The sequence below is a fragment of the Acinetobacter sp. 479375 genome, from assembly GCF_000581715.1.
GTDB lineage: Bacteria > Pseudomonadota > Gammaproteobacteria > Pseudomonadales > Moraxellaceae > Acinetobacter > Acinetobacter ursingii.
Genome location: NZ_JEZN01000010.1, coordinates 1 through 21,249, shown reverse-complemented (window position 1 = coordinate 21,249; position 21,249 = coordinate 1). Strand labels below are relative to the sequence as shown.

The 21,249-nt window shown below is 40.1% G+C and carries 17 protein-coding genes and 2 pseudogenes; 6 read left to right on the top strand and 13 right to left on the bottom strand.

Features of this window, described 5'->3' with window-relative positions; genetic code table 11:
• Window positions 1–30: 30 nt before the first annotated feature.
• On the bottom strand, window positions 31–1,299 hold the full coding sequence (locus J500_RS09960; protein WP_034699438.1) for a sensor histidine kinase: 1,269 nt from the start codon (window positions 1,297–1,299) through the stop codon (window positions 31–33).
• A 262-nt stretch (window positions 1,300–1,561) separates the two neighbouring features.
• Here J500_RS09960 and J500_RS09955 point away from each other — a divergent pair, with 262 nt between their 5' ends.
• The gene (locus J500_RS09955; RefSeq protein ID WP_034699436.1) at window positions 1,562–3,160 is read left to right on the top strand and encodes a sensor domain-containing diguanylate cyclase; all 1,599 of its coding nucleotides are present in this window, start codon (window positions 1,562–1,564) and stop codon (window positions 3,158–3,160) included.
• A 414-nt stretch (window positions 3,161–3,574) separates the two neighbouring features.
• On the opposite strand, the gene J500_RS09950 is transcribed toward J500_RS09955, so the two are convergent.
• From J500_RS09950 to J500_RS09930, 5 genes are all read right to left on the bottom strand, one after another.
• A complete protein-coding gene (locus J500_RS09950; protein ID WP_034699433.1) occupies window positions 3,575–4,378 on the bottom strand; it encodes an enoyl-ACP reductase FabI in 804 nt (267 codons plus the stop codon).
• Window positions 4,379–4,534: 156 nt separating this feature from the next.
• Window positions 4,535–5,266 (bottom strand): Bax inhibitor-1/YccA family membrane protein, encoded by a 732-nt coding sequence (locus J500_RS09945; protein ID WP_034699430.1) that lies wholly within the window; start codon window positions 5,264–5,266, stop codon window positions 4,535–4,537.
• Between the two features lie 347 nt (window positions 5,267–5,613).
• A complete protein-coding gene (locus tag J500_RS09940; RefSeq protein WP_034699427.1) occupies window positions 5,614–7,068 on the bottom strand; it encodes an NAD(P)(+) transhydrogenase (Re/Si-specific) subunit beta in 1,455 nt (484 codons plus the stop codon).
• Window positions 7,069–7,080: 12 nt separating this feature from the next.
• Window positions 7,081–7,395, bottom strand: a complete 315-nt coding sequence (locus tag J500_RS09935) for a proton-translocating transhydrogenase family protein (RefSeq protein ID WP_004992891.1) — start codon at window positions 7,393–7,395, stop codon at window positions 7,081–7,083.
• An 11-nt stretch (window positions 7,396–7,406) separates the two neighbouring features.
• Entirely contained in the window at window positions 7,407–8,534 is a 1,128-nt protein-coding gene (locus J500_RS09930) for a Re/Si-specific NAD(P)(+) transhydrogenase subunit alpha (RefSeq protein ID WP_004992889.1), read from the bottom strand.
• A gap of 239 nt (window positions 8,535–8,773) precedes the next feature.
• On the opposite strand from J500_RS09930, the gene J500_RS09925 reads away from it, so the two are divergent.
• Complete coding sequence (locus tag J500_RS09925) at window positions 8,774–9,700, top strand: DMT family transporter (protein ID WP_034699424.1); 927 nt, start codon at window positions 8,774–8,776, stop codon at window positions 9,698–9,700.
• On the opposite strand, the gene soxR is transcribed toward J500_RS09925, so the two are convergent.
• Window positions 9,697–10,182, bottom strand: coding sequence for a redox-sensitive transcriptional activator SoxR (soxR, locus tag J500_RS09920; RefSeq protein ID WP_004994734.1), 486 nt, complete (start codon window positions 10,180–10,182; stop codon window positions 9,697–9,699). The genes J500_RS09925 and soxR overlap by 4 nt on opposite strands.
• 74 nt (window positions 10,183–10,256) lie before the next feature.
• Between soxR and J500_RS09915 the strand changes: the two genes are divergently transcribed.
• Window positions 10,257–10,673 carry a RidA family protein gene (locus J500_RS09915; protein WP_034699421.1) on the top strand — a complete coding sequence of 139 codons (417 nt, stop codon included), beginning with the start codon at window positions 10,257–10,259 and terminating at the stop codon, window positions 10,671–10,673.
• A gap of 14 nt (window positions 10,674–10,687) precedes the next feature.
• Window positions 10,688–11,881: an MFS transporter gene (locus J500_RS09910; protein ID WP_034699418.1), complete on the top strand. Its 1,194-nt coding sequence runs from the start codon at window positions 10,688–10,690 to the stop codon at window positions 11,879–11,881.
• Window positions 11,882–11,883: 2 nt separating this feature from the next.
• Here the strand turns inward: J500_RS09910 and J500_RS09905 are convergent, their stop codons facing one another.
• Window positions 11,884–12,534, bottom strand: a complete 651-nt coding sequence (locus tag J500_RS09905; protein ID WP_034699415.1) for a hypothetical protein — start codon at window positions 12,532–12,534, stop codon at window positions 11,884–11,886.
• A gap of 304 nt (window positions 12,535–12,838) precedes the next feature.
• Window positions 12,839–13,102, bottom strand: a pseudogene (locus tag J500_RS09900) (cation transporter); the annotation flags it as partial.
• A gap of 276 nt (window positions 13,103–13,378) precedes the next feature.
• Between J500_RS09900 and J500_RS09895 the strand changes: the two are divergent.
• Complete coding sequence (locus J500_RS09895) at window positions 13,379–15,475, top strand: TonB-dependent receptor plug domain-containing protein (RefSeq protein ID WP_034699409.1); 2,097 nt, start codon at window positions 13,379–13,381, stop codon at window positions 15,473–15,475.
• Between the two features lie 133 nt (window positions 15,476–15,608).
• On the opposite strand, the gene J500_RS09890 is transcribed toward J500_RS09895, so the two are convergent.
• The 3 genes and pseudogenes from J500_RS09890 to J500_RS09880 form a co-directional block, all read right to left on the bottom strand.
• Window positions 15,609–17,096: a sulfite reductase subunit alpha gene (locus J500_RS09890; protein WP_004994746.1), complete on the bottom strand. Its 1,488-nt coding sequence runs from the start codon at window positions 17,094–17,096 to the stop codon at window positions 15,609–15,611.
• Between the two features lie 10 nt (window positions 17,097–17,106).
• Entirely contained in the window at window positions 17,107–17,697 is a 591-nt protein-coding gene (locus tag J500_RS09885; protein ID WP_004994747.1) for a PepSY-associated TM helix domain-containing protein, read from the bottom strand.
• A 30-nt stretch (window positions 17,698–17,727) separates the two neighbouring features.
• A pseudogene (locus J500_RS09880) lies at window positions 17,728–19,297 on the bottom strand (DUF2271 domain-containing protein).
• Between the two features lie 113 nt (window positions 19,298–19,410).
• Between J500_RS09880 and J500_RS09875 the strand changes: the two are divergent.
• Window positions 19,411–20,319, top strand: coding sequence for a DUF4198 domain-containing protein (locus tag J500_RS09875; RefSeq protein ID WP_004994751.1), 909 nt, complete (start codon window positions 19,411–19,413; stop codon window positions 20,317–20,319).
• 486 nt (window positions 20,320–20,805) lie between these two features.
• On the opposite strand, the gene J500_RS09870 is transcribed toward J500_RS09875, so the two are convergent.
• The coding region (locus J500_RS09870) for an IS3 family transposase (RefSeq protein ID WP_034699406.1) at window positions 20,806–21,249 on the bottom strand (444 nt) is incomplete at its 5' end.

Genomic DNA, 21,249 nt, shown 5'->3' with positions numbered 1-21,249 from the left:
ACAGTTGCAGGTTCATTTAGGGAAATCTATTTATGCAACAGTGACATCGCCGCTATCTTTTTGAGCAAGCAACATTCCAGTTCCATCCGTCGAGCAAGGCAATACCACTTTGAATATCGTGCCTTCTCCCTCTTTGGAACTGACTGAAATTTTTCCAAGATTGAGGTCAATAAATCGTTTACATAACGTTAAACCCAGACCCGCACCTTTTTCCCCATCGGTTCCTCTTAAACTTGCCGTAATTCGAGGATGGAAAACGGTAGACATTTGCAACTCTGTCATGCCCAAACCATTATCTTCGATCTGAATTTCAATACCATCATTGGTAAAACTGGCACGAAGTGCCACAAAACCATAACCATCTAATCGTGTAAATTTTAAGGCATTTGAAACTAGATTTTGGATCACCGAAGTAATCATATTGATGTCGGCATATACTTTGAGATCTTCTGGAATTTCGTCAATCAGCGCAATTTTCTTTTTAATCGCTAATGTATTTAAAACCTTAATGACAATCGAGGTTGCTTGTTTGAGGTTAAAGTTAATTGGATGATAGACAAAGCGACCACCTTCTGCCATCGCCCATTCCAACAGGCTTTCTAACAGATTGTAGGTCGACTGTGACGTTTCATATAGATAGTCTGCAATATTTTGCACACTTGATTCGTCTAAAGTATCGCGCTCTTTGGCTAAAACTTCAGAGAAGCCCAGCAAACCATGAAACGGCGCACGCAAATCATGTGAAATAATAGAAAAAAACTTAGTTTTACTAAAATTCAAAGCACATTGCTGTTCATATAATTCATTCAAAATCTCATGATTATATTTCAGCTCAAGATAACGCGAAAAATTCATTCCATGTTCAGCAAGCAATGAAATTTTAACTGGATCAAAGCTTTGTTCATCATTATCAAAAAATAATGCAATTCCTATCGATTCATTATTTTTTAAAATATTAACGGCAATAATACGATGATGTTCTACACCGCCTTCATTCATATAGGCTGAAAAATCCATATAATGCGGATGTTTTTGATCAATAAAAACTCGATCTTTAAAAAATTGCGCATTATTACGTTTTTGTAATTTAAGTACTGCATGAATCTTCTGATCAGCATGATGCCAAAAATAAGTTTCTTCATGGAAACATAAAATTGCCTTTTGAGCCCCGATCAAGTTTTTACCAAATTCTAAAAACTGTTGAATCAGATTATGCTCACTTTTTAGACCAAGGAGTAGCGATAAGCGGCAAGCACTTAGCTGATCTGCTTGATCAAGCTCTAACAACTGTAAACTCATGGTCCGCCTCATGGAAATTGTGATTATTATGGTTAGAATATGGAGAATAAAAACAAAACAATAAAAATAAAAATAAAAATGAAAATGAAAACATTACACCACTTACATTTAGCAAATTTTTACAAAAAAATCAACGATAAAAGTAAAATAATCTTAAGCTTATGATAACTCACCGCTTTTAATTGTAGGGTTATTCCAAGAATAAATACCCCATTTTTTTAATATTTAATTCGATTAAATCATTCAAAAAATATACTATACAATGCAAAGTCAGATATTTTTTTATTCCATGATTTTCAAACAATTAATTCACTCATTACAACTCAATCTAAGAAAGTTAATTCTGCTTCTGGCTATTTTTAGCGTGATTAGTCTGTTTATTATTTCATTATTAGTAAGTTACTATATTCAAAAAAATCAACTCATTAACAACTCCCTTTCAGTCAATATGGAATATGCATCCAAGATTGCCAAAGGAACGAATAGTCATTTCAAAATGATGCTCAAAGAGTTGGACTATAGTGCCAAACTCTTGGGTCAATCCTTTGGCAATGAACAAGTCATGCAAGCAGAAGTCGATCGGTTGAAATTTCAGTCTGATTATTTTAATAGTGTGATTGTGTCTGATCGTAATGGGAATATTCGAAGTTTTGCCCCTGAACAATTAAAACTCAATAAGAATGTGGTAAATCACACGCTTGGTTTTGAAATGTCACTCAAAAATCAATCAACTGTGGTCACACCGCCTTATTCATCCATTACAAAGAATTTAATTGTATTTTTATCTCAACCTATTTTTGATCAAAATCATCAATATCTAGGGTTTATTGGCGCTGCGATTTATCTCAAAAAAGACAATATTTTGAATGAACTGCTAACCATGAAATATGGTTATAAAAAAAGTTACATGTATGTCATTGATAGTAATCAGCATATTATTTTCCATCCTGATGAAAAACGGATTGGTACTTTAGACACACAAAATAGTGAACTCAGTACCATGCTGAAAGAAAAAAATGGCAAGATTCAGATCAAAGATGGTTCAGGTGAAGATAATTTGGCTGGATTTGCATCTATTCCAACTACTCAGTGGATTGTTATTTCTCAACAGCCCACGCGTGAGCTTTTAGCACAGGCATCTTCAATTATTGTAAAAATTATTGCTGGTATGCTGTTCTTTTACGTGTTTATCTTTTTTATTGTATGGCGAATTTCTTATTTAATTTCAGCACCATTGGCCCAACTCGCCAAGATGGCAAGCCATTTAAATGCGACCACAACGGAACATAAAATTAAGGAAATTGATCCTTGGTATTATGAAGTACTCAAATTTAAATTGTCCTTATTATTAAGTTCTCAACAATTCAAACAAAAGATTTCTGAGTTAAATTTTTACGTCAATACCGATCCACTTACGGGTTTTTATAATCGTCGTGGTATGGAATTATTTTTAGATGAATTTATTAAATCTGAAACACATTTTTTTGTGATTGCACTTGATATTGATCATTTTAAAAAAGTGAATGATGTTTATGGGCATGAAAATGGTGATCTCGTCTTAAAAATTATCGCAGAAAAAATTAAGGAGAATTCACGAGATATCGATGCATGTTGTCGTATTGGTGGCGAGGAGTTCATTATTTTAGCACCAGCGATAGATTCTTCTACTGGTCCTATTATTGCTGAACGTATTCGAGAAGCAATTGAAAATACAGTAATTCCAGAAGTCGGGAAAGTGACCATTTCCATCGGTCTTGCCTATTGGCCAAACTCTTCCAAGGATATTAAACGTGTTTTTAGAGTGGCAGATGAAAAATTATATGAAGCAAAAGCTGAAGGTCGTAATCGTGTTAAATATTAGACTGCTTTCATCATTGTTTAAACCCTCTTTATTTTTCTCCCACAGGCAGAAATAAAAGGGACTTGTGAAAGAAGTCTATTCAAAATAGAGTCAATTATTAGCATAGGATTGAAGCGTGAAAAATGAGACTTCCACTGACATTTTGCTACATTTTACCTGATGTCATAAGAGTTTCAATTTGGAGTAAACAAAAGCAAATTTTAATTCGCCCCTATGTTTCCACATGAATGGCTTAATCGTGTAGCTTCACCATTTTTGCTCACTGTGGATGAATTTCAGGTCGGTGTTGTAAGGGGTTGTAAGGGGTTGTATTCAGAATACGGTATGATGCTAGGGTAGTTTTAAGTCAAATTTATTTGATAAATAAAAAATGATGCCGCAGCATCATTTTTTTATCGAATAAGGATTTTATTTTTACTCATCATCCATCATCGATGCACTCATACCAACCGTATTAAAGCCAGCATCTACATACATAATTTCACCTGTAATCCCTGAAGCCCATGGTGAACACAGAAATAATGCAGCATTGCCCACTTCTTCAATGGTCACATTACGTTTTAGTGGCGAAATTTTTTCATTGGCATCTAACATCTTACGGAATGATTTAATCCCTGATGCCGCCAAAGTACGAATTGGTCCTGCTGAAATCGCATTGACACGAATACCATCCGCACCCAAACTTGATGCTAAATAACGCACACCTGCTTCAAGTGAAGCCTTTGCCATCCCCATGACATTATAATTTGGCATCACACGCTCAGAACCTTGATAAGTCAAAGTCAATAAACAGCCTTGCCGCACCTGTAATAAAGGTTTTGCGGCACGTGCCATCGCCACAAAGCTATAAGCACTGATGTCATGGGCTATACGAAAACCATCACGATCAGTTACGTCAGTAAAGTCACCATCGAGTGTATGTGCTGGGGCAAAACCAATTGAATGCACTACACCATCCAGCCCATCCCAGTGTTTTGCCAACTCTATAAAAGCATTGTCAATTTCAGCATCCACAGCGACATCACAAGGAAAGACTAATGATGAACCAAATTGCGCAGCAAACTCATCAACACGTTTTTTTAATTTTTCATTTGGATAGGTAAATGCTAGTTCAGCGCCTTCACGATGCAATGCTTGTGCAATACCAAAAGCAATTGATAATTTGCTTGCAATACCAGCAATCAAAAAACGTTTACCAGTTAATAATCCTTGTGCCATGGGTAACTCACTTGAAAAAATTTATATGCATAATGCCAAGCTTCTGGCATTTGCGAAATTGCATAATGCATCTTTTTTATCTTTTCATAAGAAAACTGCGTAAAAAAATCGCTCATTGGAGAGCGATTTTTTACGGACTGGTAAAGCAATGAACTTTTAGTCATTCGACAAAATGCCAATCAAACGCAAGAATGAAATATACATCCAGACTAAGGTTGACAATAATGCAATCCCACACACCCACTCAAACGCTTTAGGTGCATGCTGCGCAGCCGCAGATTCAATTAAATCAAAATCCAGAATCAGATTAAGCGAGGCAATCACAGCAACAAATGCCGCAAAACCGATCCCTAACCAATTAGTTTCAAAGATGTACGGTACACTTGATGCAAATGCTAGTCTCATCACCAGTTGCACCAAAAATACAATCGCAATTGCAATGGTGGCAGACATGACCACAGCTTTAAATTTTTCAGTAGCGCGAATAATTTGGAATTTATATAAACCAAACATCACCAATGTCGTCACAAAAGTGGCCAATAACGCCTGTAAAGGTGCACCTGGAAATTTCGCCTGAAACATAAACGAAATCCCACCTAAAAATGCGCCCTCAAATAAAGCATAAGGAATCGCCAAAGTCTGGGCAGTGTTCGGTTTAAAGGTTGCAACTAACGCAAGAATCAAACCACCGATTGCCCCTACCCACGTTGCAGCAGAAGCCAATGCAAAATTCAAGCTAAAAGCACAATAAAAAAATACAGCCAAACCTGTAATGGCAGCAACCAATGTTAAAGCAATCGATTTTTGTACTGCACCAGCAACCGTCATGGAATGTCCCACATCGCTGTAGGTTTCAACCCGAGTTAGAATAGGGTTATTACTTTGCATGCTTATCTCGTTGTTTTAATAAAATTAATCATATAAACATTGTAAGGGTGTTTTATAAAAAACCAATGTCACAAAAATTTGTTTTTGTAACAACATTTAGTCTAAAAAGATCAGATTTAGTATTAGCATCTTTATGGCTTTGTCTAAACAAGATTGTGAAACACAGAAAATTAGAAATATAAAGAGAGTTTAAAACAAGGATGAAAGAAGCAAAATAAAAAGCGGATCAACCGATATCCGAAGATGAATATTAATGATTGAAGCAATCTTCGTAACCAGATCCTTGTTATTGATCAGCTAAAGCATAAAAAAACCCCCCGAAGGTGGTTTTTTTATATCGAGTCAGATTAGTGACCACCACCATTCACAGCTTTAGTCATATCTTCTACTACTTTTTTGGCATCACCAAACACCATCATGGTTTTTTCGTTATAGAACAAGTCATTGTCCAGACCCGCATAACCCGTTGCCATAGAACGCTTAATCACCATAATGGTACGTGCTTTATGTGCTTCCAAAATTGGCATACCATAAATTGGAGAGCTTGGATCATCTTTTGCAGCAGGGTTGACTACGTCATTAGCACCGATCACTAACACCACATCAGTTGCTGGAAAGTCTGAGTTGATCTCGTCCATTTCCAAAATATCTTCATAAGCAACGTCAGCTTCTGCCAAAAGTACGTTCATGTGACCCGGCATACGACCTGCAACAGGGTGAATCGCAAAACGCACTTTTACACCTTGTTCTTTCAGGATTTCACACAACTCTTTCACTGCATTTTGTGCGCGACCCTGAGCCATACCATAACCCGGTACAATCACCACGCTATCCGCATTTGACATCAGGAAGCCCGCATCGTCTGCTGAACCTGAGCGATAGTTACGTTGAACTTGTTCGCCTTTAGCAGCACTTGCAACCGCAGCCCCACCCATCGCACCACCAAACAATACATTGATGATACTACGGTTCATGGCTCTACACATAATGTACGACAGAATTGCACCTGATGAACCCACCAAGGAACCTGCTACAATCAACATATTGTTTTCAAGGGTAAAACCAATACCCGCAGCAGCCCAACCTGAAAATGAGTTCAGCAATGAGACCACAACTGGCATATCACCGCCACCGACAGGGGCAATCCACACCCAACCAAAGGCAAGTGCAAGAATAGTCATTGACCAGAACGCAGCCATGTTGCCTGTCGTAAAGAAATAAATTCCACACGCCAACATTGCAATAAAAATCAAGGCCTGAACAGGTTTTACCCATGAACCAGAAATCGTTTTCGCCCATTTCTTTGCTGCCAATTTACCATAGGCAAATACAGAAGCCGTGAAGGTAATCGCACCAACGAAACAACCGACAAACAATTCGAATAAATGTACTTTACTCATGTGGGCATGTTGAACACCCGCAGCAGTCAACGCTGCTTCATTTTGTGCAAATAATGCTGTCAGTTGATTGTTGTGTAAAATTGCAGCAATCGCAATCAAAACCGCAGCCAAACCAACTAAAGAGTGCATTAAAGCAACCGTTTCAGGCATTTGGGTCATTGGAACGGTACGCGCACGGGTAATACCAACCACTGCACCCAGTACCATTGCCCCCACAATCATCCAGACTACAGGATGATCAGCCACAAAGAACGTGGTCAATACAGCAATGGCCATACCGACCATACCGTAACGATTCCCTGAGATCGCTGTTTTTGGGCTAGACAAACCACGCAACGTCAAAATAAAAAGAACTGCACCAATCAGGTAGAACCAACCCGCATTGTCTCGAATAAATTCCATGTTTCAGTCCTCTTATTTCTTCTGCTTCGGCTTAAACATTTCCAGCATGCGCGCAGTCACTGCGAAACCACCAAAAATGTTAATACTGGCCAAGAACACGGCAATTGCGCCAAGCACACTCACGACATTAATAGATTGGAAATCCACATTTCCCTCAACCCCAATCATTGGCAGACCCACCGTCTGAATCATCGCACCAACGATGATGATCGAAGATAAGGCATTGGTCACTGCCATGAGTGGCGTATGCAATGCAGGTGTCACGCCCCAAACCACGTAATAACCTACGAAGATGGCAAGGACGAAAATTGTAATCGTTTCAACCATGAGAGATCTCCTTAACCACGTTTCAGCAGTACTTGACCGCCATGAGTGACCAATAGGGCTTTTTGAATTTCTTCTTCTGGATTAATCGAGAAATTCTTGTCGGCATCAAATAATGTCTCAACAAAGTTAAAAACATTACGTGCATAAAGTGCAGAAGCTTCGGTCGAAAGTGTCGATGGAATATTCGGAACACCCAAAATTTTCACACCATTTTCAGTAAATACCGTTTCACCGACTTTAGAGCCCTCTACATTTCCACCAGTTTCAACTGCCATATCCAAAATGACCGAACCCGGTTTCATTTTAGCCACGGTTTCAGCTTTGATGAGACGCGGCGCATTACGACCTGGCAAGAGTGCAGTGGTAATCACGATATCAGCATTGGAAACCGCTTTATCCACGATTGCTGCTTGGTCTTTGATGTACTGTTCACCCGGTGTCCAGCCGTAACCATTTTTAGCTGCTTCATCTGCACGGGCTTGTTCTTCTGGCGACATTGGCACGTCTAACCATTTACCACCCAAAGACTCTACTTGTTCTTTGGCAGTCGGACGTAAATCAGTCGCTTCAACCACAGCACCCAGACGTTTTGCAGTTGCAATGGCCTGAAGACCTGCTACACCCACGCCCATAATCACCACACGCGCAGGTTTTACTGTACCCGCAGCAGTCATCAGCATTGGGAACATACGTTGATATTCAGCCGCAGCTAATAACACAGATTTATATCCAGCCAAGTTGGCTTGAGAGGATAAAACATCCATATTTTGGGCACGAGATAAGGTACGCGGTAATAGCTCTAACGCAAATGCAGACACGTTTTGACTCGCAAACTGATCTAAATCAGGATTACGATATGGGTCAAACATTGCCACAACAGTGGTATTGGCTGAAAGTTTTTGAATTTCGTCGCTTTGTGGCGCGCGAACTTTCAAAATCAATTGGCTGCCCTGATAGGCATCATCCTGAATGGTCGCACCAACCTGCTCATAGGCACTGTCGATATAAGCAGCTTTTACCCCTGCCCCACGTTCAATGACTACGTTGTGGCCAGCGCCAATCAACTTCTTTACTGTCTCAGGTGTCGCGGCGACACGATGTTCACCCGCGACTGTTTCAGTTGGGATTCCGATCTGCATGAGCGTTCCTCAAGCTAATTTCCTTAAGTGCAAACATCGTGATAAACGATGTTTCCCCCAGAGTGTGTTCTTGTTGAATTTTTGGATTTTAAGCAAACTTTTGGAAAATGCTACCCATTATTTATTTAATAAATACCCATATTTTGAACTAATGATTCACGTTTTATTTCGACCGATATACAATTTATCAGTTTTGCCTTAAGTTTAAGGCAAAAAATGCCCTCCAACATGGCTTTTCAATGAAACGTTTTTTATCTGCAACACAAGTCGGCTCTTTATTTGCCCTATGTGCTGCATTTCTGTTTAGTACCAAAGCAATCTTTATTAAACAAACCTATGCCATATCACCATTGGTCGATGCAACTGTGCTGATGGCTTTACGCATGGGAAGCGCGTTACCGTTTTTCCTGATCATTTGCGGGTTGAATCGGCATCATAATCAGGGTGTCAGCAAGAAAGATTGGCTGCTTTTGGTTTTAGCTGGGCTATTAGGCTACTACTTTGCCAGTTGGCTGGATTTTAAAGGTCTGATGTATATCAGTGCCTCTTTAGAGCGGATTATTTTATTTTTATATCCTACCCTCACTGTACTCGCCTACAGTCTGATCTATCGCCAAAAAATAAATGCAAAAAGTTGGTTTGCCATTTTTTTGAGTTATGGAGGGACGGTTCTGGTGATGCTGCAAGAGTATAATATTGCACCAATTCAGGGCGGTTTTTGGTTGGGTGTTAGTCTGGTTTTCGCCAGTGCTGTGGCTTTTGCCTCTTATTTGCTTATGACCCCTTCTTTAATTCAAAAATTTGGTTCGTGGAACTTTACGGGTCTGGCTTTGAGCGTCGCCTGTGCAGGAACACTACTGCATTTTTTTATAGAAACAGCGCGACCGATCCAACTGTTACAACAATTACCGCTAAGTGTGTGGTGGTACGGTCTAGGGCTCGGATTCTTTGTGACAGTTTTACCTACTGTATTATTGATGCAAAGTATTCAACGTTTGGGCGCATCTCAATCTGCAATGATTGCCTCCATTGGCCCGATTCTCACCATTTTATTAGCAGTTGCTTTTTTAGGTGAACATTTAAATACATGGCAATGGTTAGGATGTATTCTTAATATTATTGGAGTTCTGATGATCAGTTTAAGTAAGAATCGACTGAAACATTAAACCTCTGTTTGATCCAGCCGATCCAACGCAAGCAATACCTGTTGAAAATGCGCGCCTGACGATTCTTGAGCAAGATAATCATCTGGATTACGTAATGGACATTGATCCATCGACAAGCAACCACAACCGATGCACCAATCGAGTTGTTGCCGTAATTGTAATAACGTCAAAATCTTGTTATCCAGTTGTTCTTTCCAAAGCTTGGACATGTTTTGCCAATCCTGTTTAGAGGCAATTTGCTCCTGAGGCAACACTGAAAAAGCTTGTTTGACTTCCTCTAAACGGATGCCAACCACTTGTGCAATTTTAATAATAGCCACCCGCCTGAGCATTGCTCTGAGATAACGTCGCTGATTACCATTGGTACGGACACTCCAGATCAATTGCTTTTCTTCATAGAAACGTAAAGTTGCGACACTCACACCACTGCGTTTTGCCAGTTCGCCAATACTTATAAATTGCTTGAGATGATTATTTTGCATGATACGCTTGACCTCAAGTTAACTTGAGCTTTGATACTAGCATGGCATACTTAATCTAGTTGAGAAAATCAGCCATGTTCATATCACCTCACCATCTTCGTATCATCAATCCAGATACATTGTATAATCCACAGCCATTCGGATATAGCCATATTGTTGAAGTACAGCAGTTTCGACGTATCATACACATTGCCGGTCAAGGTGGTGAAAACCCAAATGGAGAACTTTCCGCAGATTTTGCCCAACAAGTCAGACAAGCTTTTAGTAATGTACAAATCGCTTTAGACTGCGTGGGTGCAAAACTTCAAGATATTGCCATGTTACGCGTCTTGATCGTTGCTCATAATGAAATAAAGCACCATATTCTGATTGAAATTATGCAGCAATTTTGGTCTGAGCAGAAATTTCCAGCCTGTACCCTCATTCCAGTTTCACAACTTGCAAAATCTGAGATGCTTTTTGAAGTTGAAGCAACCGCCTACTTAGATTAAATAAGAGAGCAAAAATGCAACATACATCTGACATCAGCCAAAACAAAGCTCTACTCTGGTTGATGGCAATTGCCTGTGGTCTGTGTGCAGGAGCAAATTATTATTGTCAGCCTTTAATTCACTCAATACAGGCTGACTTTGGCGTACCAGAAGCTCAAGCAGCACTTACCGTTACCTTTGCTCAGGTTTCTTATGCACTTGGTCTATTGTTTATTGTTCCTTTGGGTGATGTGGTCAATAAAACCAAATTTATTCCTTTATTAATGTTTCTTGCCGGCATTGGCTTATTGCTATGTGGTTTTGCAATCAACCTGCCGATGTTATGGATTGGAACAGTTATGACCGGGCTTTTTTCGGTTGCTGCACAGGTACTGATTCCGTTAGCCACTATGGCAGTGAAACCTGAAAAAATAGGTGAAGTGGTCGGCTTTTTAATGAGTGGCTTATTGGTCGGTATTTTGCTTTCCACCAGTCTGGCAGGTTTATTATCCAATTTATTTCACTGGAAGGTCATTTATTTACTTAGCGCCATATTCATGTTTTTCACCGCCTATTTACTTAAAGGTCGATTGCCTTATGTGATGCGTTTTCAGTTAAATTATGCGCAAATTTTCAATTCTATGCGCCATTTACTATTTGAAGAAAAGCGTTTGATCTTACGTGCGTTGGTCGGTGCTTGCGCCTTTGCTTCAATGAGTACTTTATTTTCGACTATGGCACTTTTATTATCCTCACCACCCTTTCACTTAAAAGACTTTATGATTGGTATTGTCAGTCTAATTGGTGTTTTTGGTGCATTGTCTACTTCTTATGCAGGGAAACTGGCTGATCGTGGTTATACACTTATTCTGACTTGGGCGGGTTGTGGATTACTGCTCATGAGTTGGACATCTTTTTTCTTTGCCAAAGTCTCACTTATGTTTTATGTGATCGGTTTTGGTTTGATTAACTGGGGATTGGCGCTAATCCACACTAGTAATCAGAACATTATTTTTAATCTACGCCCCGATGCAAAATCACGATTAAATGCGATTTACATGACCTTATATTTTGCGGGTGCAGCCAGCGGCTCAGCGATTGGAATCTTTGCATGGCGACATGGCGGCTGGGTCATGACCTGTAGCGCTGGACTAGCACTCACATTAATTGCTGCATTGTTTGCACTGATTGATCGGATCTATTTCCATCAAAAAAAGCAACTTGTTTGAACTTAAGAAAACTGAACAACTGGAAAAAACTGTTTATCAGCTTCAAAGTCTTGCGTATGTTCCAACATAATATGCATAAAAACAGGCAATAACGTGGTCAATATTTGGCAAGCAGCATCGATCAATTGACGAAAAACCTGACTTTGATTGACCAAGCCACCTAAACTCATTTGCATCTGTAACATCGAAATACGTACAAAAATGAAATTTAAAATTTCTGCATAGTTAGCGACATGTATGGCATTTTTCAGTTGAGTTCTTTCATTCAATCGATGCTCTTGCCATTGTGCCTCATTCAGCTTTTGATGTTGAAATAACCAAAAATGATACGATAAATAAGGACTATCCAAAAATATTTGCATAGTCGCATCTAATTTTGAAGTGAGATTACGTATAATCTTAGCTTCGTGATCTAAATCGACTAATCGTTTCAGAAAAAATGAGAGCTGTTGTAAACGCTGTGAATAGGTTAATTCGATATCGTTTAGATAAAGCGCATTAAGGGCGATCGAGTGATAAAGTAGTTTTGCTTCGAGTTCATGCTGTAATTGACCTGCTTGCTTTACCCAACTCAATGCACGCTGCAATCTTAAATCCAAGCCTTGAGAAAGCGATAATCTCTTTTCTTTAAAAACCTCTTCAAAAACAAACATGGCAATCCCGCTTATTGTCATTATATGTCAGTAATTTCACCTTAACTTGAAACTCCGCTTCGTTTCAATATTTTTGTCTGTTGAGTCATTTTAGATTGAAGCTGCGTCATATAAAAATTGCAGATCATTTTTTACTGCGCTCATCCACTCAATATGGACTGTGTCCCCTCTTCTAGACAAAATTAAAATTGGGTAAAGGTTTAAATTTTTAAAAAATATATTTAAAATCAATGAAATAATAGATAAATTTAATAGTTTGACAACATTACTACTTTTTGGGGTTAAAAATCGGTTCTAAATCATGTTAATGTATAAGATTGATCTCGATACTGGCATGTACAATTTCTTCATGAATGGATAAAGCCTGTTTGATAGCTTGAGGCGTTAAAAACTGATTGCTTGTTTGTAATGATAAAATACAGGCAAACTTCCCTTTACCCACTTGCCAGACATGTAAATCCATCAGCTTGATCATGCTATCAAATTGTTCAATGACTTGCTTAATTTCCTCTACGACGGGTTCTTGCATTTCAGCATCCAAAAGAATTTTTCCAGTTTTTCTAAACAATATAGATTTGCGATGGATTCGTTCTGATAAGGTGCGGATAAAAAACCAATGATGATTACTTTTTTTGAAGTAACTTTTTGAGGCAATAAACTACAATTATTGATGACTTATATTATGAAAATCTTAATTTTTATCACTTTTTAGATCTTTTTATCAACCAACTAAAAAATAATAAATAAATTTTACATTTAAGCCTAGATTGTTATTTTTCTTTAAAATTTCTCCACAATTGTGAGCTATGCTGCGCAAAAATTAACTCCAAACGGAATAAGAATCATGAAACAAGCTCATGTTTTCTGGAAGATTTCACCGCTTAGTTTTGCTTTACTTTCGATTTGTTCATATTCATGGGGAGCGGATGCAGAACACTCATCAGCAGCAAGCAATATTGCAACTGCTCCATCTGAATCCAGTCCTGCAATACCGCCGACCCAAACCCTAAAAACCATAACTCTTAAAGCGGCGTCGGAACCAAACAGCAAAGATAATGATATCAGTGCAATTCCTAAAACCATCATTACCCGCGAAGAAATGTTGCAATATGGCGACCAATCCGTCAGTGATGCATTACGTCGCGCCGCTGGTTTTCAAATGCCTGCGCCTGGTCAAGGGCCACGTGGGAACAATCCAGCATCAGGTATGCGTTTTCGTGGTGGTGCAGGTCCTACATTTCTCATCAATGGAGAACCTGTTCAGGGCGGACCCCGTGGTGGCATGTCTGTCATTGATACCATCACCACCGATATGATTGAGCGTATTGAAGTGGTGAAACAACCGAGTGTTGCGCAAGCTTCTGTGGCCTCTTCTGCGGTCATTAATATTATTTTAAAAGAGCCTTTAAATACCTTAATCAATGGCAATGTCCGTGTCGGCTATGGCATCGCCAAATCTAGTCCGCAAGAAGAAGTTCGCAAGCAAGTCAGCGTACAAACCGATGGTCGCGATAACCAATGGAGCTATAGTCTTTCTGCCAATCAAATGTGGCAAGATACGACTTCAGTAACCAAAACCATTGATAATAATGGCGAACGTCAACAGCAAAGAACCACCGATCGCACCATGCAAATGTTTTCTCCACGTTTGGAATATGCGATTGATGACACTCAAAAGTTGGTGGCCGATCTGTTTTATCGAAATACTAAAAGTGATGGAACACGTCAGGATCAAATTCAAAAAGATCAAAATGATAGTATTCGTTTAAATACGCGCTATGAAAGAAAAACGGACGATGGCTCGGATAAAGTTCGTATTACAGGTGAACATCAAAATGAAACTGAACTGACAGGTACTCATCAGGGTGATATTTATACCGATGAAACAGTGAACGAATACGCCATTGGGTACGATGGGGTCAGAAAGCTAGATCCAAATAAACAAATCAAATTTGGTTTTGAAGCCCGCAAAAATGAACTGGAAAGTAATGTTGCCGAGACGCTAGATGAAGAACGTTATGCACTTTATGGCGAGGGAAGCTGGCGTTTTACCGATCAACAAACCGTCACATTAGGTGTACGACAAGAATGGATTAATCGCAGTGGTCTGGTCGATTATAGTGATCAACATGCAAGTCCAGTTTTGGCGCATCGTTATGATTTTGATGATCACTGGTCACTACAAACCAACTTAAGCAAAGCATTTCAGGCGCCCAATGCCAGCCGTTTAGCACCAACTGTAACTATCTCGACCGATAGCGATGCAGGAAGTTTGAATAATCCTGATCGAGGCGGTAATCCAGACCTAAAACCTGAACAAATTACTGCGATTGAATCAACACTCGGCTACAACACACCTGCGGGTGGTTTTAATTTGACAGCATTTAATCGTGAAATTAAAGACTATATTGAAAATGTAATTCGGCTTGAAGGTTCGCGCTATGTGCAACGTCCAATCAACCAAGACAAAGCGACTGCCTACGGCGCTGAACTGACTGGGCGCTATGCGATTAAAGAAACTGGAGCAGGACATAGCCTCATGCTGACAGGACAGGTTTCAACCATTCATGTCAGTATTGAAGATACAAATGGCAATGAGCGTTTGGCCAGTGATGTTGCACCTTATACTGCCAGTTCTGGCTTGTCATATAGCTATAAACCATGGAAACTGTCGAACAGCGTAAATATCAGCTATACCCCCAAATTCACACGCGCACTGGATAATCAACCTTATGACCGTACCACCAATCAGCGAGTCACGGTTGATCTAAGCACCACCAAAAACTTTAGTCATAACTGGGGTGCAACTTTGAGTTTAAGAAATATTCTCGGTACAGATTATAAGGAATATTTGCGTAATCAATCTGATGGCAGCTTATATCAAGCTCGAATCAATGAATCGATTCCCAATATTCTGTTGACGATCGAGAAGAAATTTTAAGATTAGACACCCGAATCAACGGTTTTTTGATCCCACATTCAAGCCTTCTTCGATTGCAAGAAGGCTTTTTTATGGCTTAAATTTTAACGACTTTTTATGCGCTTTAATGATTGATAACCTATAATTATTGATATTAATACACATCACGTTGATAACGATGCTGTTCACGAAGTTGTTCTAATTGGGTTTCACCTAAAATCTGAATCAACATCAGTTCCACCTGTTGCGCCATGCCACTTAAGCTACCGCAGACATAAATGGCAGCACCATCTGCAATCCATTGTCGGAGCTGATCTGCTTTTTGTAACAGTCGATCCTGTACATAGATTTTTTGTTGCTGATCCCGCGAAAAAGCATAGTCAAGATCTGTTAAAAAACCACGCTGCTGCCAGTGCTGTAACTGCTCTGCATAAAGATGGTCATATTGTTGCTGCCGCTCACCAAAAATCAACCAGTTGCGTTGTTGTTTCCAGTGTTCACGTTGATGTAAATGCGACATCAGCCCTGAGATTCCCGTTCCATTACCAATCAGGATCAGTGCTTGCTGTTGTTGAACCAGATGAAAGGATGGATTTGAACGGATCTTGGCTGAAATGTTCTCGCCCATCGCCAAAGCAGCCGTGAGCCATCCTGAGCCTAGACCCAGACCATGTTCAGCCTGTTGCTGGCGAATCACCAATTCCACATAACCCTGCTCTGGAATACTGGCAATCGAATAATCACGGCTCGGCAATGGATCGAAACGCTGCACCCAAGCCTCCACCGCTTCATCAACCAAACGTAGCGGAATATGTCTGAGATTGTGGTAGCGTAATTGTTGTTTCAATTCAGGCTGATGAAGAATGTCATCTGCAATGGCGTGTGCTTTTAGAAACGACTGAATCTCAATTTCAGCATTGCCACATTGAACTTCTAAAATATCACCCGATTGCCAATGCATTGTTTCAAGAGCATGCAGTTGCAACTGAAAAATCGGCAATCCTGAACTGCCTGTATTTAAACATTTCCGTTGTTGTAATTGAAATGGCTGCCATGCCTGATGCTTAGTTTTTACATCCAGTTTAATCTCAATCAATTGTTCAATTTGAGCCTGCCATTGCTCCAAATCACGCGGATTCAGCGCGTTGACACAAATCATTTCAAAAAGCGGTTGGGCCTGTTGAGTCTTCAACCATTGATCCAAACGCTGCCCGAATGCACAAAACTGCGCATAACGACGATCACCAAAGGCCAGAACTGCGTATTGCTGTGCAGATAAATCCAGTGATTGCATAAACATTTTTTTGGCAATCGCTCGCGCAGTATCGGGCACATCACCCTCACCATAAGTACTGACGCACCATAAGATTTTCTTGGCGGCCGTTAATTCGGAGATCGACAAATATTGCAGATCCAGAACAGCACTGAGCTGCCCCGATTGCTGCAATTGATGGGCAAATTGTCTGGCATAATGTTCTACATGACCAGACTGACTGGCATAAACCACCAGATATCCGTCATGACTGACATTCACCTGTGCAGAAGATCGACGCTGATTGAATAATAAAATCACAATCACGCAAAGATGCACAAATAATAAAACTGAAAGTACAACCAGAATGCAAATGATCGCAGAGGTCATCAAAATGTCCTCATACTGCACACCAAACCAAGAGTATCAAGACCACCAGACTGGCTGCGGTCAGCAGCAGATGTGCCACCAAACGAGTTTTTATACTTAGAAATAAAATATAGCCCGCCAATGAAAGCAATAAAATGAGAATCGCGCTGATATCGATTAGCCAGTGCCATGACGTTCCGACATTTTTACCGCGGTGTAAATCATTCAGTACGGATACTAAGGTGGCTGATTTTTGGGTAATTTCTGCATCACCTGTATCCAGTAGTACAGAAATATCGGTTGTTCCTGCGGGACTTTCCAATCGGATCATCACTTCATCATCTAACACTTCACTGCTGCGATAACGTCCCACAATACTTTGCTTTTGACGAATGTAATCCAATAACGCCATACTGGGATTTTCCTGATGCTGAATTTTTTCCAACATCTCGTGAGGAATGGATATTTGATGAGTTTGCTCTTGGGCAGAAGATTTAAACCAGTCTGGATTATTTAAAAATAAACCCGTGAGAGCAAAAAAGATTAAAACCAGAAAGGCAAAAGCAGAAAGCCAGCCATGCACATAACGTGCATGGCGGTAAAAATCACGGCGTTGGTACACGAATAAAATCCCAGTCTATATTTTTAACGATTAATTCACTTTCTGGAAATTCAGTTTTAATGCGCCAATTTCTTTTTGCGCTGGGAGATTTTGGCTAGATGTTTTGGCTTTTACATCCAAATCAAAAGTCTGATAAGAATGCTCGCCATGCTCCCGCGAAGTTTCGACATGCACAATGTATTGACCTGCGGCAACGGCTTTACCTGTATCATCCTTACCATCCCAAGCCAATTTATACTGACCCGGTTGACGTGATGGTTTGGCGACGGCATCCAAATTTGGCATTTGACGACCATAACGACGCCACCAGACATAGTTTGAGTTGATCCATTTTTCGTCTTTGCCCCAAACTGCCAGTGTTTTCACCAGTTTTTTATTGCTGTCTGTGACCCAAACTGAAACATAAGGAATACGGTAGTTTTCAACTGCAATTTTAGGAATCACAAGCTCAAGAATAGCCTGATAACCTGCTGGCCATGACGATGATGCACCCACAGCAACATTTAACATGTCGGCCTGTGGACGTGCCTCCACCATTTGTCCCCAACCCGTAGTCTGATAGCCATCGCCATTGCTCATGGTCATTTTGGCTTCGTAGCCGATTAAGGACTCAATGAGTGCCATGCCCTCTTCTGGAGGCATCGCAGCAAGTGCCGTTGCTAAAGCGTCTGCATCGGCTGCACAATGACCCACCACCACGCATTGTTCTACATGTTGCAGGGGCAATCCGGTTTTTGGATCAATTAAATGGCTTTGTCCTGCCAAATCGCGATAACCTTTACCACTAAAAGCAATCGCTTGATTATTCAAGTTTAAAACCTGTTCAGGTAAGGCATTATCATATTTTGCCTGTGCGCTTTGTACACCGACTTTCCAGCCAGACTTTTGTGGCGCTTGCCCCCAAACCCGTAAATCGCCACCAATATCAATCATCACGCCTTGTAAAGCAGGAACAGCTTGACGCGCCGCGACTAAAGCACGATCAATAATATAACCTTTGGCATAAGCATCAGGCGCAATCTTGAGCGATTTATCAAGTTGAATTCGATTTTGCTGTGCATCCATATGAATCGGTTGTTGTTGTATCTGCTGAATAACTTGCTGACGGGTATTTTCATCTAATTGATGTACCCCCGTTATTTTTTTCCCATAGGCCAATCAACTGCCCTAAACGTGCATCAAACGCGCCGCAACTTTTACTGCGCCAATCTTCACATGCAGCAATCACTTCAAACAATTCATTTGAAACCTGTGCATCTTTTTGATGGTTCAACGCACTAATTTCACTATCTGTTCGCCAAGTCGAAAGAATCTGATCCAAACGGGCAATTTCCTGTTGAATTGCTTGAAATGCTTGGTCTGCCTGATGAGTATTAACCCCCATCATCACTACATCTAAAGAGGTTCCCAAAACATGATCTTGGTGAAAACGATGTGAGTTAAGGTTTAATTCAGACGTAGAATCTGATGATAGCGAAGTTGCAGCAAATGCATCGATGGTCGTCAGTGGAGAAATAAGCGAAATCGCAATGACGATGGGTTTTAAACGAAACACAGATGAGGATTGTTTAAGAACATTTTTCAAAGCAAGATGCGGCATGCCCATTCTCCAGAATTTTCTGCAAAAATAATATTGAAAATGATATTTATTATCAAGTAAATTGTTGGGAAAATGTTTTATTGCGTTACGTTATTTTTCAGAGAGATTTTTATATGCGTACTTCTTGGCTCAAAGTGTTGATTTTAACATCGGCATTTCCTGTTTTAGCATCGGCTCATACCGCAAGTCCTTATATTTTACCCGATGTATTTGATACGTCTTCAGCAAATTCAGTGAGCTTTCAAAGTTCAATTACGCTTGAAAAATTCTTTGTTCCTAGTTTTAATTTTAAAACCAATTATGTGATTAGCACGCCATCAGGACAACAAAAAAATCTTGATGCTGCTGCTGCCTTGAAAAAATTTAATGTCGCAGAGTTTGATCTGAATGAAGATGGAACCTATCGTATTCGCACCCAAAACGCGACAGGCAACCCAAGCAAGTATGCATTAGTCGATGGTCGTTGGTTACGTGTTCGTGCCAACCGTATGCCGATGCAAAATCCAAATCAGGCGAATAAACCTGCTGAGACTGCAAAAACTGAACAACGCCCTGCCGCTCCTGCCAATAACCAACCGCCACGATTCGTGAGTGAAGATCAACTCCCAAAAAATGCACAAGTGATCGAAGTGACCAATCATTTGATTGCTGAAAGCTTTGTGACCAAAGGTAAACCATCTGCCATTCCAGCCGTGAGTAACAAAGGCTTTGAAGTCAAACTTCTTAGCCATCCGGGTGAACTTTATGCAGGTGAGGCTTTAAAAGCTCAAGTATTGTTTGATGGTAAGCCTGTTCCCAACCTTGAAATCGATATATTTAAAGGTGCCGATAGTTATGATTTAAATGCGCAACGTGAACAGCCACATGCCAAAACCAATAACAAAGGTGAAGTTGAAATCAAGTTTGAAAAAACAGGAATTTACCTGATTACAACCGCTTATCCAGAAGCAAACCCTGATGCCACTAAAAAACCAGCCAGCGATATTTATACCTATGGTTTAACGGTTGAAGTTGCAGAATAATAGTTTTTTATTCTTGTTTAGTTCCTCTTGATATTTCTCTTTGGGAGAAATATCAAGACCTATCCAAGAGTTAAAACAAATCATCTTTTAATCACATTTTCATTGATGTTCAACCAACGAACGATTTTTTAATTACTACAAATCAGATTTGATAGGCCTTAACCTGTAAATGCAGGAACCGATATCACCTCTGCGCTATTTTTTCACCAGATTGGCCAATTATTCAACCTGAACACTGCTTTGGATGAAATCACCCCCGAAATCTATCCAGCACCTTGTCTTGTGAATCAGCACTTACCTGAAAAAGATCAAGCATTTTCCTGAACGAAGCAAATACATTCAGATCAGGAACTGTATCGTGTCGTAGCTCACCTTATGCACTACTTTACTTAGGCAAATTCTGTAGCTCCATGGACTGCCACCACTCTCCTAGACAAATATGGTCTATTCTTGGACTGCTCCCAGTATCCTAGACATGAGACAGCTTCATTTTGAAGCTGCCTCAAATGCTTCTGGGCTCATCCCATCGAGATGCGAATGACGCCTGATTCGATTGTAAAACATCTCGATATAATCAAACACATCTGCACGAGCCATTTCTCGTGTTTTATAGATTCGCTTTTTAATTCTTTCCTTCTTTAAGCTGCTAAAAAAGGATTCAGCAACAGCATTATCCCAACAGTTTCCCCTCCGGCTCATACTTGGAACCAAATTATGCTTCTGACAGAATTTCTGCCAGTCTCCGCTGCTGTATTGTAAGCCTTGGTCTGAGTGTATGATCACAGGTTCATTGGGTCTGCGTCGCCATACTGCCATAAGAATTGCATCTAAAACGATATCCTTGGCAAGCGTAGGTTTCATTGACCAACCGATGACTTTCCTTGAATATAAATCGAGAACCACAGCCAAATATAACCAGCCTTGCCAAGT

Bases quoted from the DNA above. Each gene is read 5' to 3' on its own strand.
- J500_RS09915 (WP_034699421.1), top strand. From the start codon at position 10,257: ATGTTCATATCACCTCACCATCTTCGTATCATCAATCCAGATACATTG.
- J500_RS09960 (WP_034699438.1), bottom strand. From the start codon at position 1,299: ATGAGTTTACAGTTGTTAGAGCTTGATCAAGCAGATCAGCTAAGTGCT.
- J500_RS09945 (WP_034699430.1), bottom strand. From the start codon at position 5,266: ATGCAAAGTAATAACCCTATTCTAACTCGGGTTGAAACCTACAGCGAT.
- J500_RS09890 (WP_004994746.1), bottom strand. From the start codon at position 17,096: ATGACCTCTGCGATCATTTGCATTCTGGTTGTACTTTCAGTTTTATTA.
- J500_RS09950 (WP_034699433.1), bottom strand. From the start codon at position 4,378: ATGGCACAAGGATTATTAACTGGTAAACGTTTTTTGATTGCTGGTATT.
- J500_RS09895 (WP_034699409.1), top strand. From the start codon at position 13,379: ATGAAACAAGCTCATGTTTTCTGGAAGATTTCACCGCTTAGTTTTGCT.
- J500_RS09955 (WP_034699436.1), top strand. From the start codon at position 1,562: ATGCAAAGTCAGATATTTTTTTATTCCATGATTTTCAAACAATTAATT.
- soxR (WP_004994734.1), bottom strand. From the start codon at position 10,182: ATGCAAAATAATCATCTCAAGCAATTTATAAGTATTGGCGAACTGGCA.
- J500_RS09925 (WP_034699424.1), top strand. From the start codon at position 8,774: ATGAAACGTTTTTTATCTGCAACACAAGTCGGCTCTTTATTTGCCCTA.
- J500_RS09935 (WP_004992891.1), bottom strand. From the start codon at position 7,395: ATGGTTGAAACGATTACAATTTTCGTCCTTGCCATCTTCGTAGGTTAT.
- J500_RS09910 (WP_034699418.1), top strand. From the start codon at position 10,688: ATGCAACATACATCTGACATCAGCCAAAACAAAGCTCTACTCTGGTTG.
- J500_RS09930 (WP_004992889.1), bottom strand. From the start codon at position 8,534: ATGCAGATCGGAATCCCAACTGAAACAGTCGCGGGTGAACATCGTGTC.
- J500_RS09940 (WP_034699427.1), bottom strand. From the start codon at position 7,068: ATGGAATTTATTCGAGACAATGCGGGTTGGTTCTACCTGATTGGTGCA.
- J500_RS09875 (WP_004994751.1), top strand. From the start codon at position 19,411: ATGCGTACTTCTTGGCTCAAAGTGTTGATTTTAACATCGGCATTTCCT.
- J500_RS09905 (WP_034699415.1), bottom strand. From the start codon at position 12,534: ATGTTTGTTTTTGAAGAGGTTTTTAAAGAAAAGAGATTATCGCTTTCT.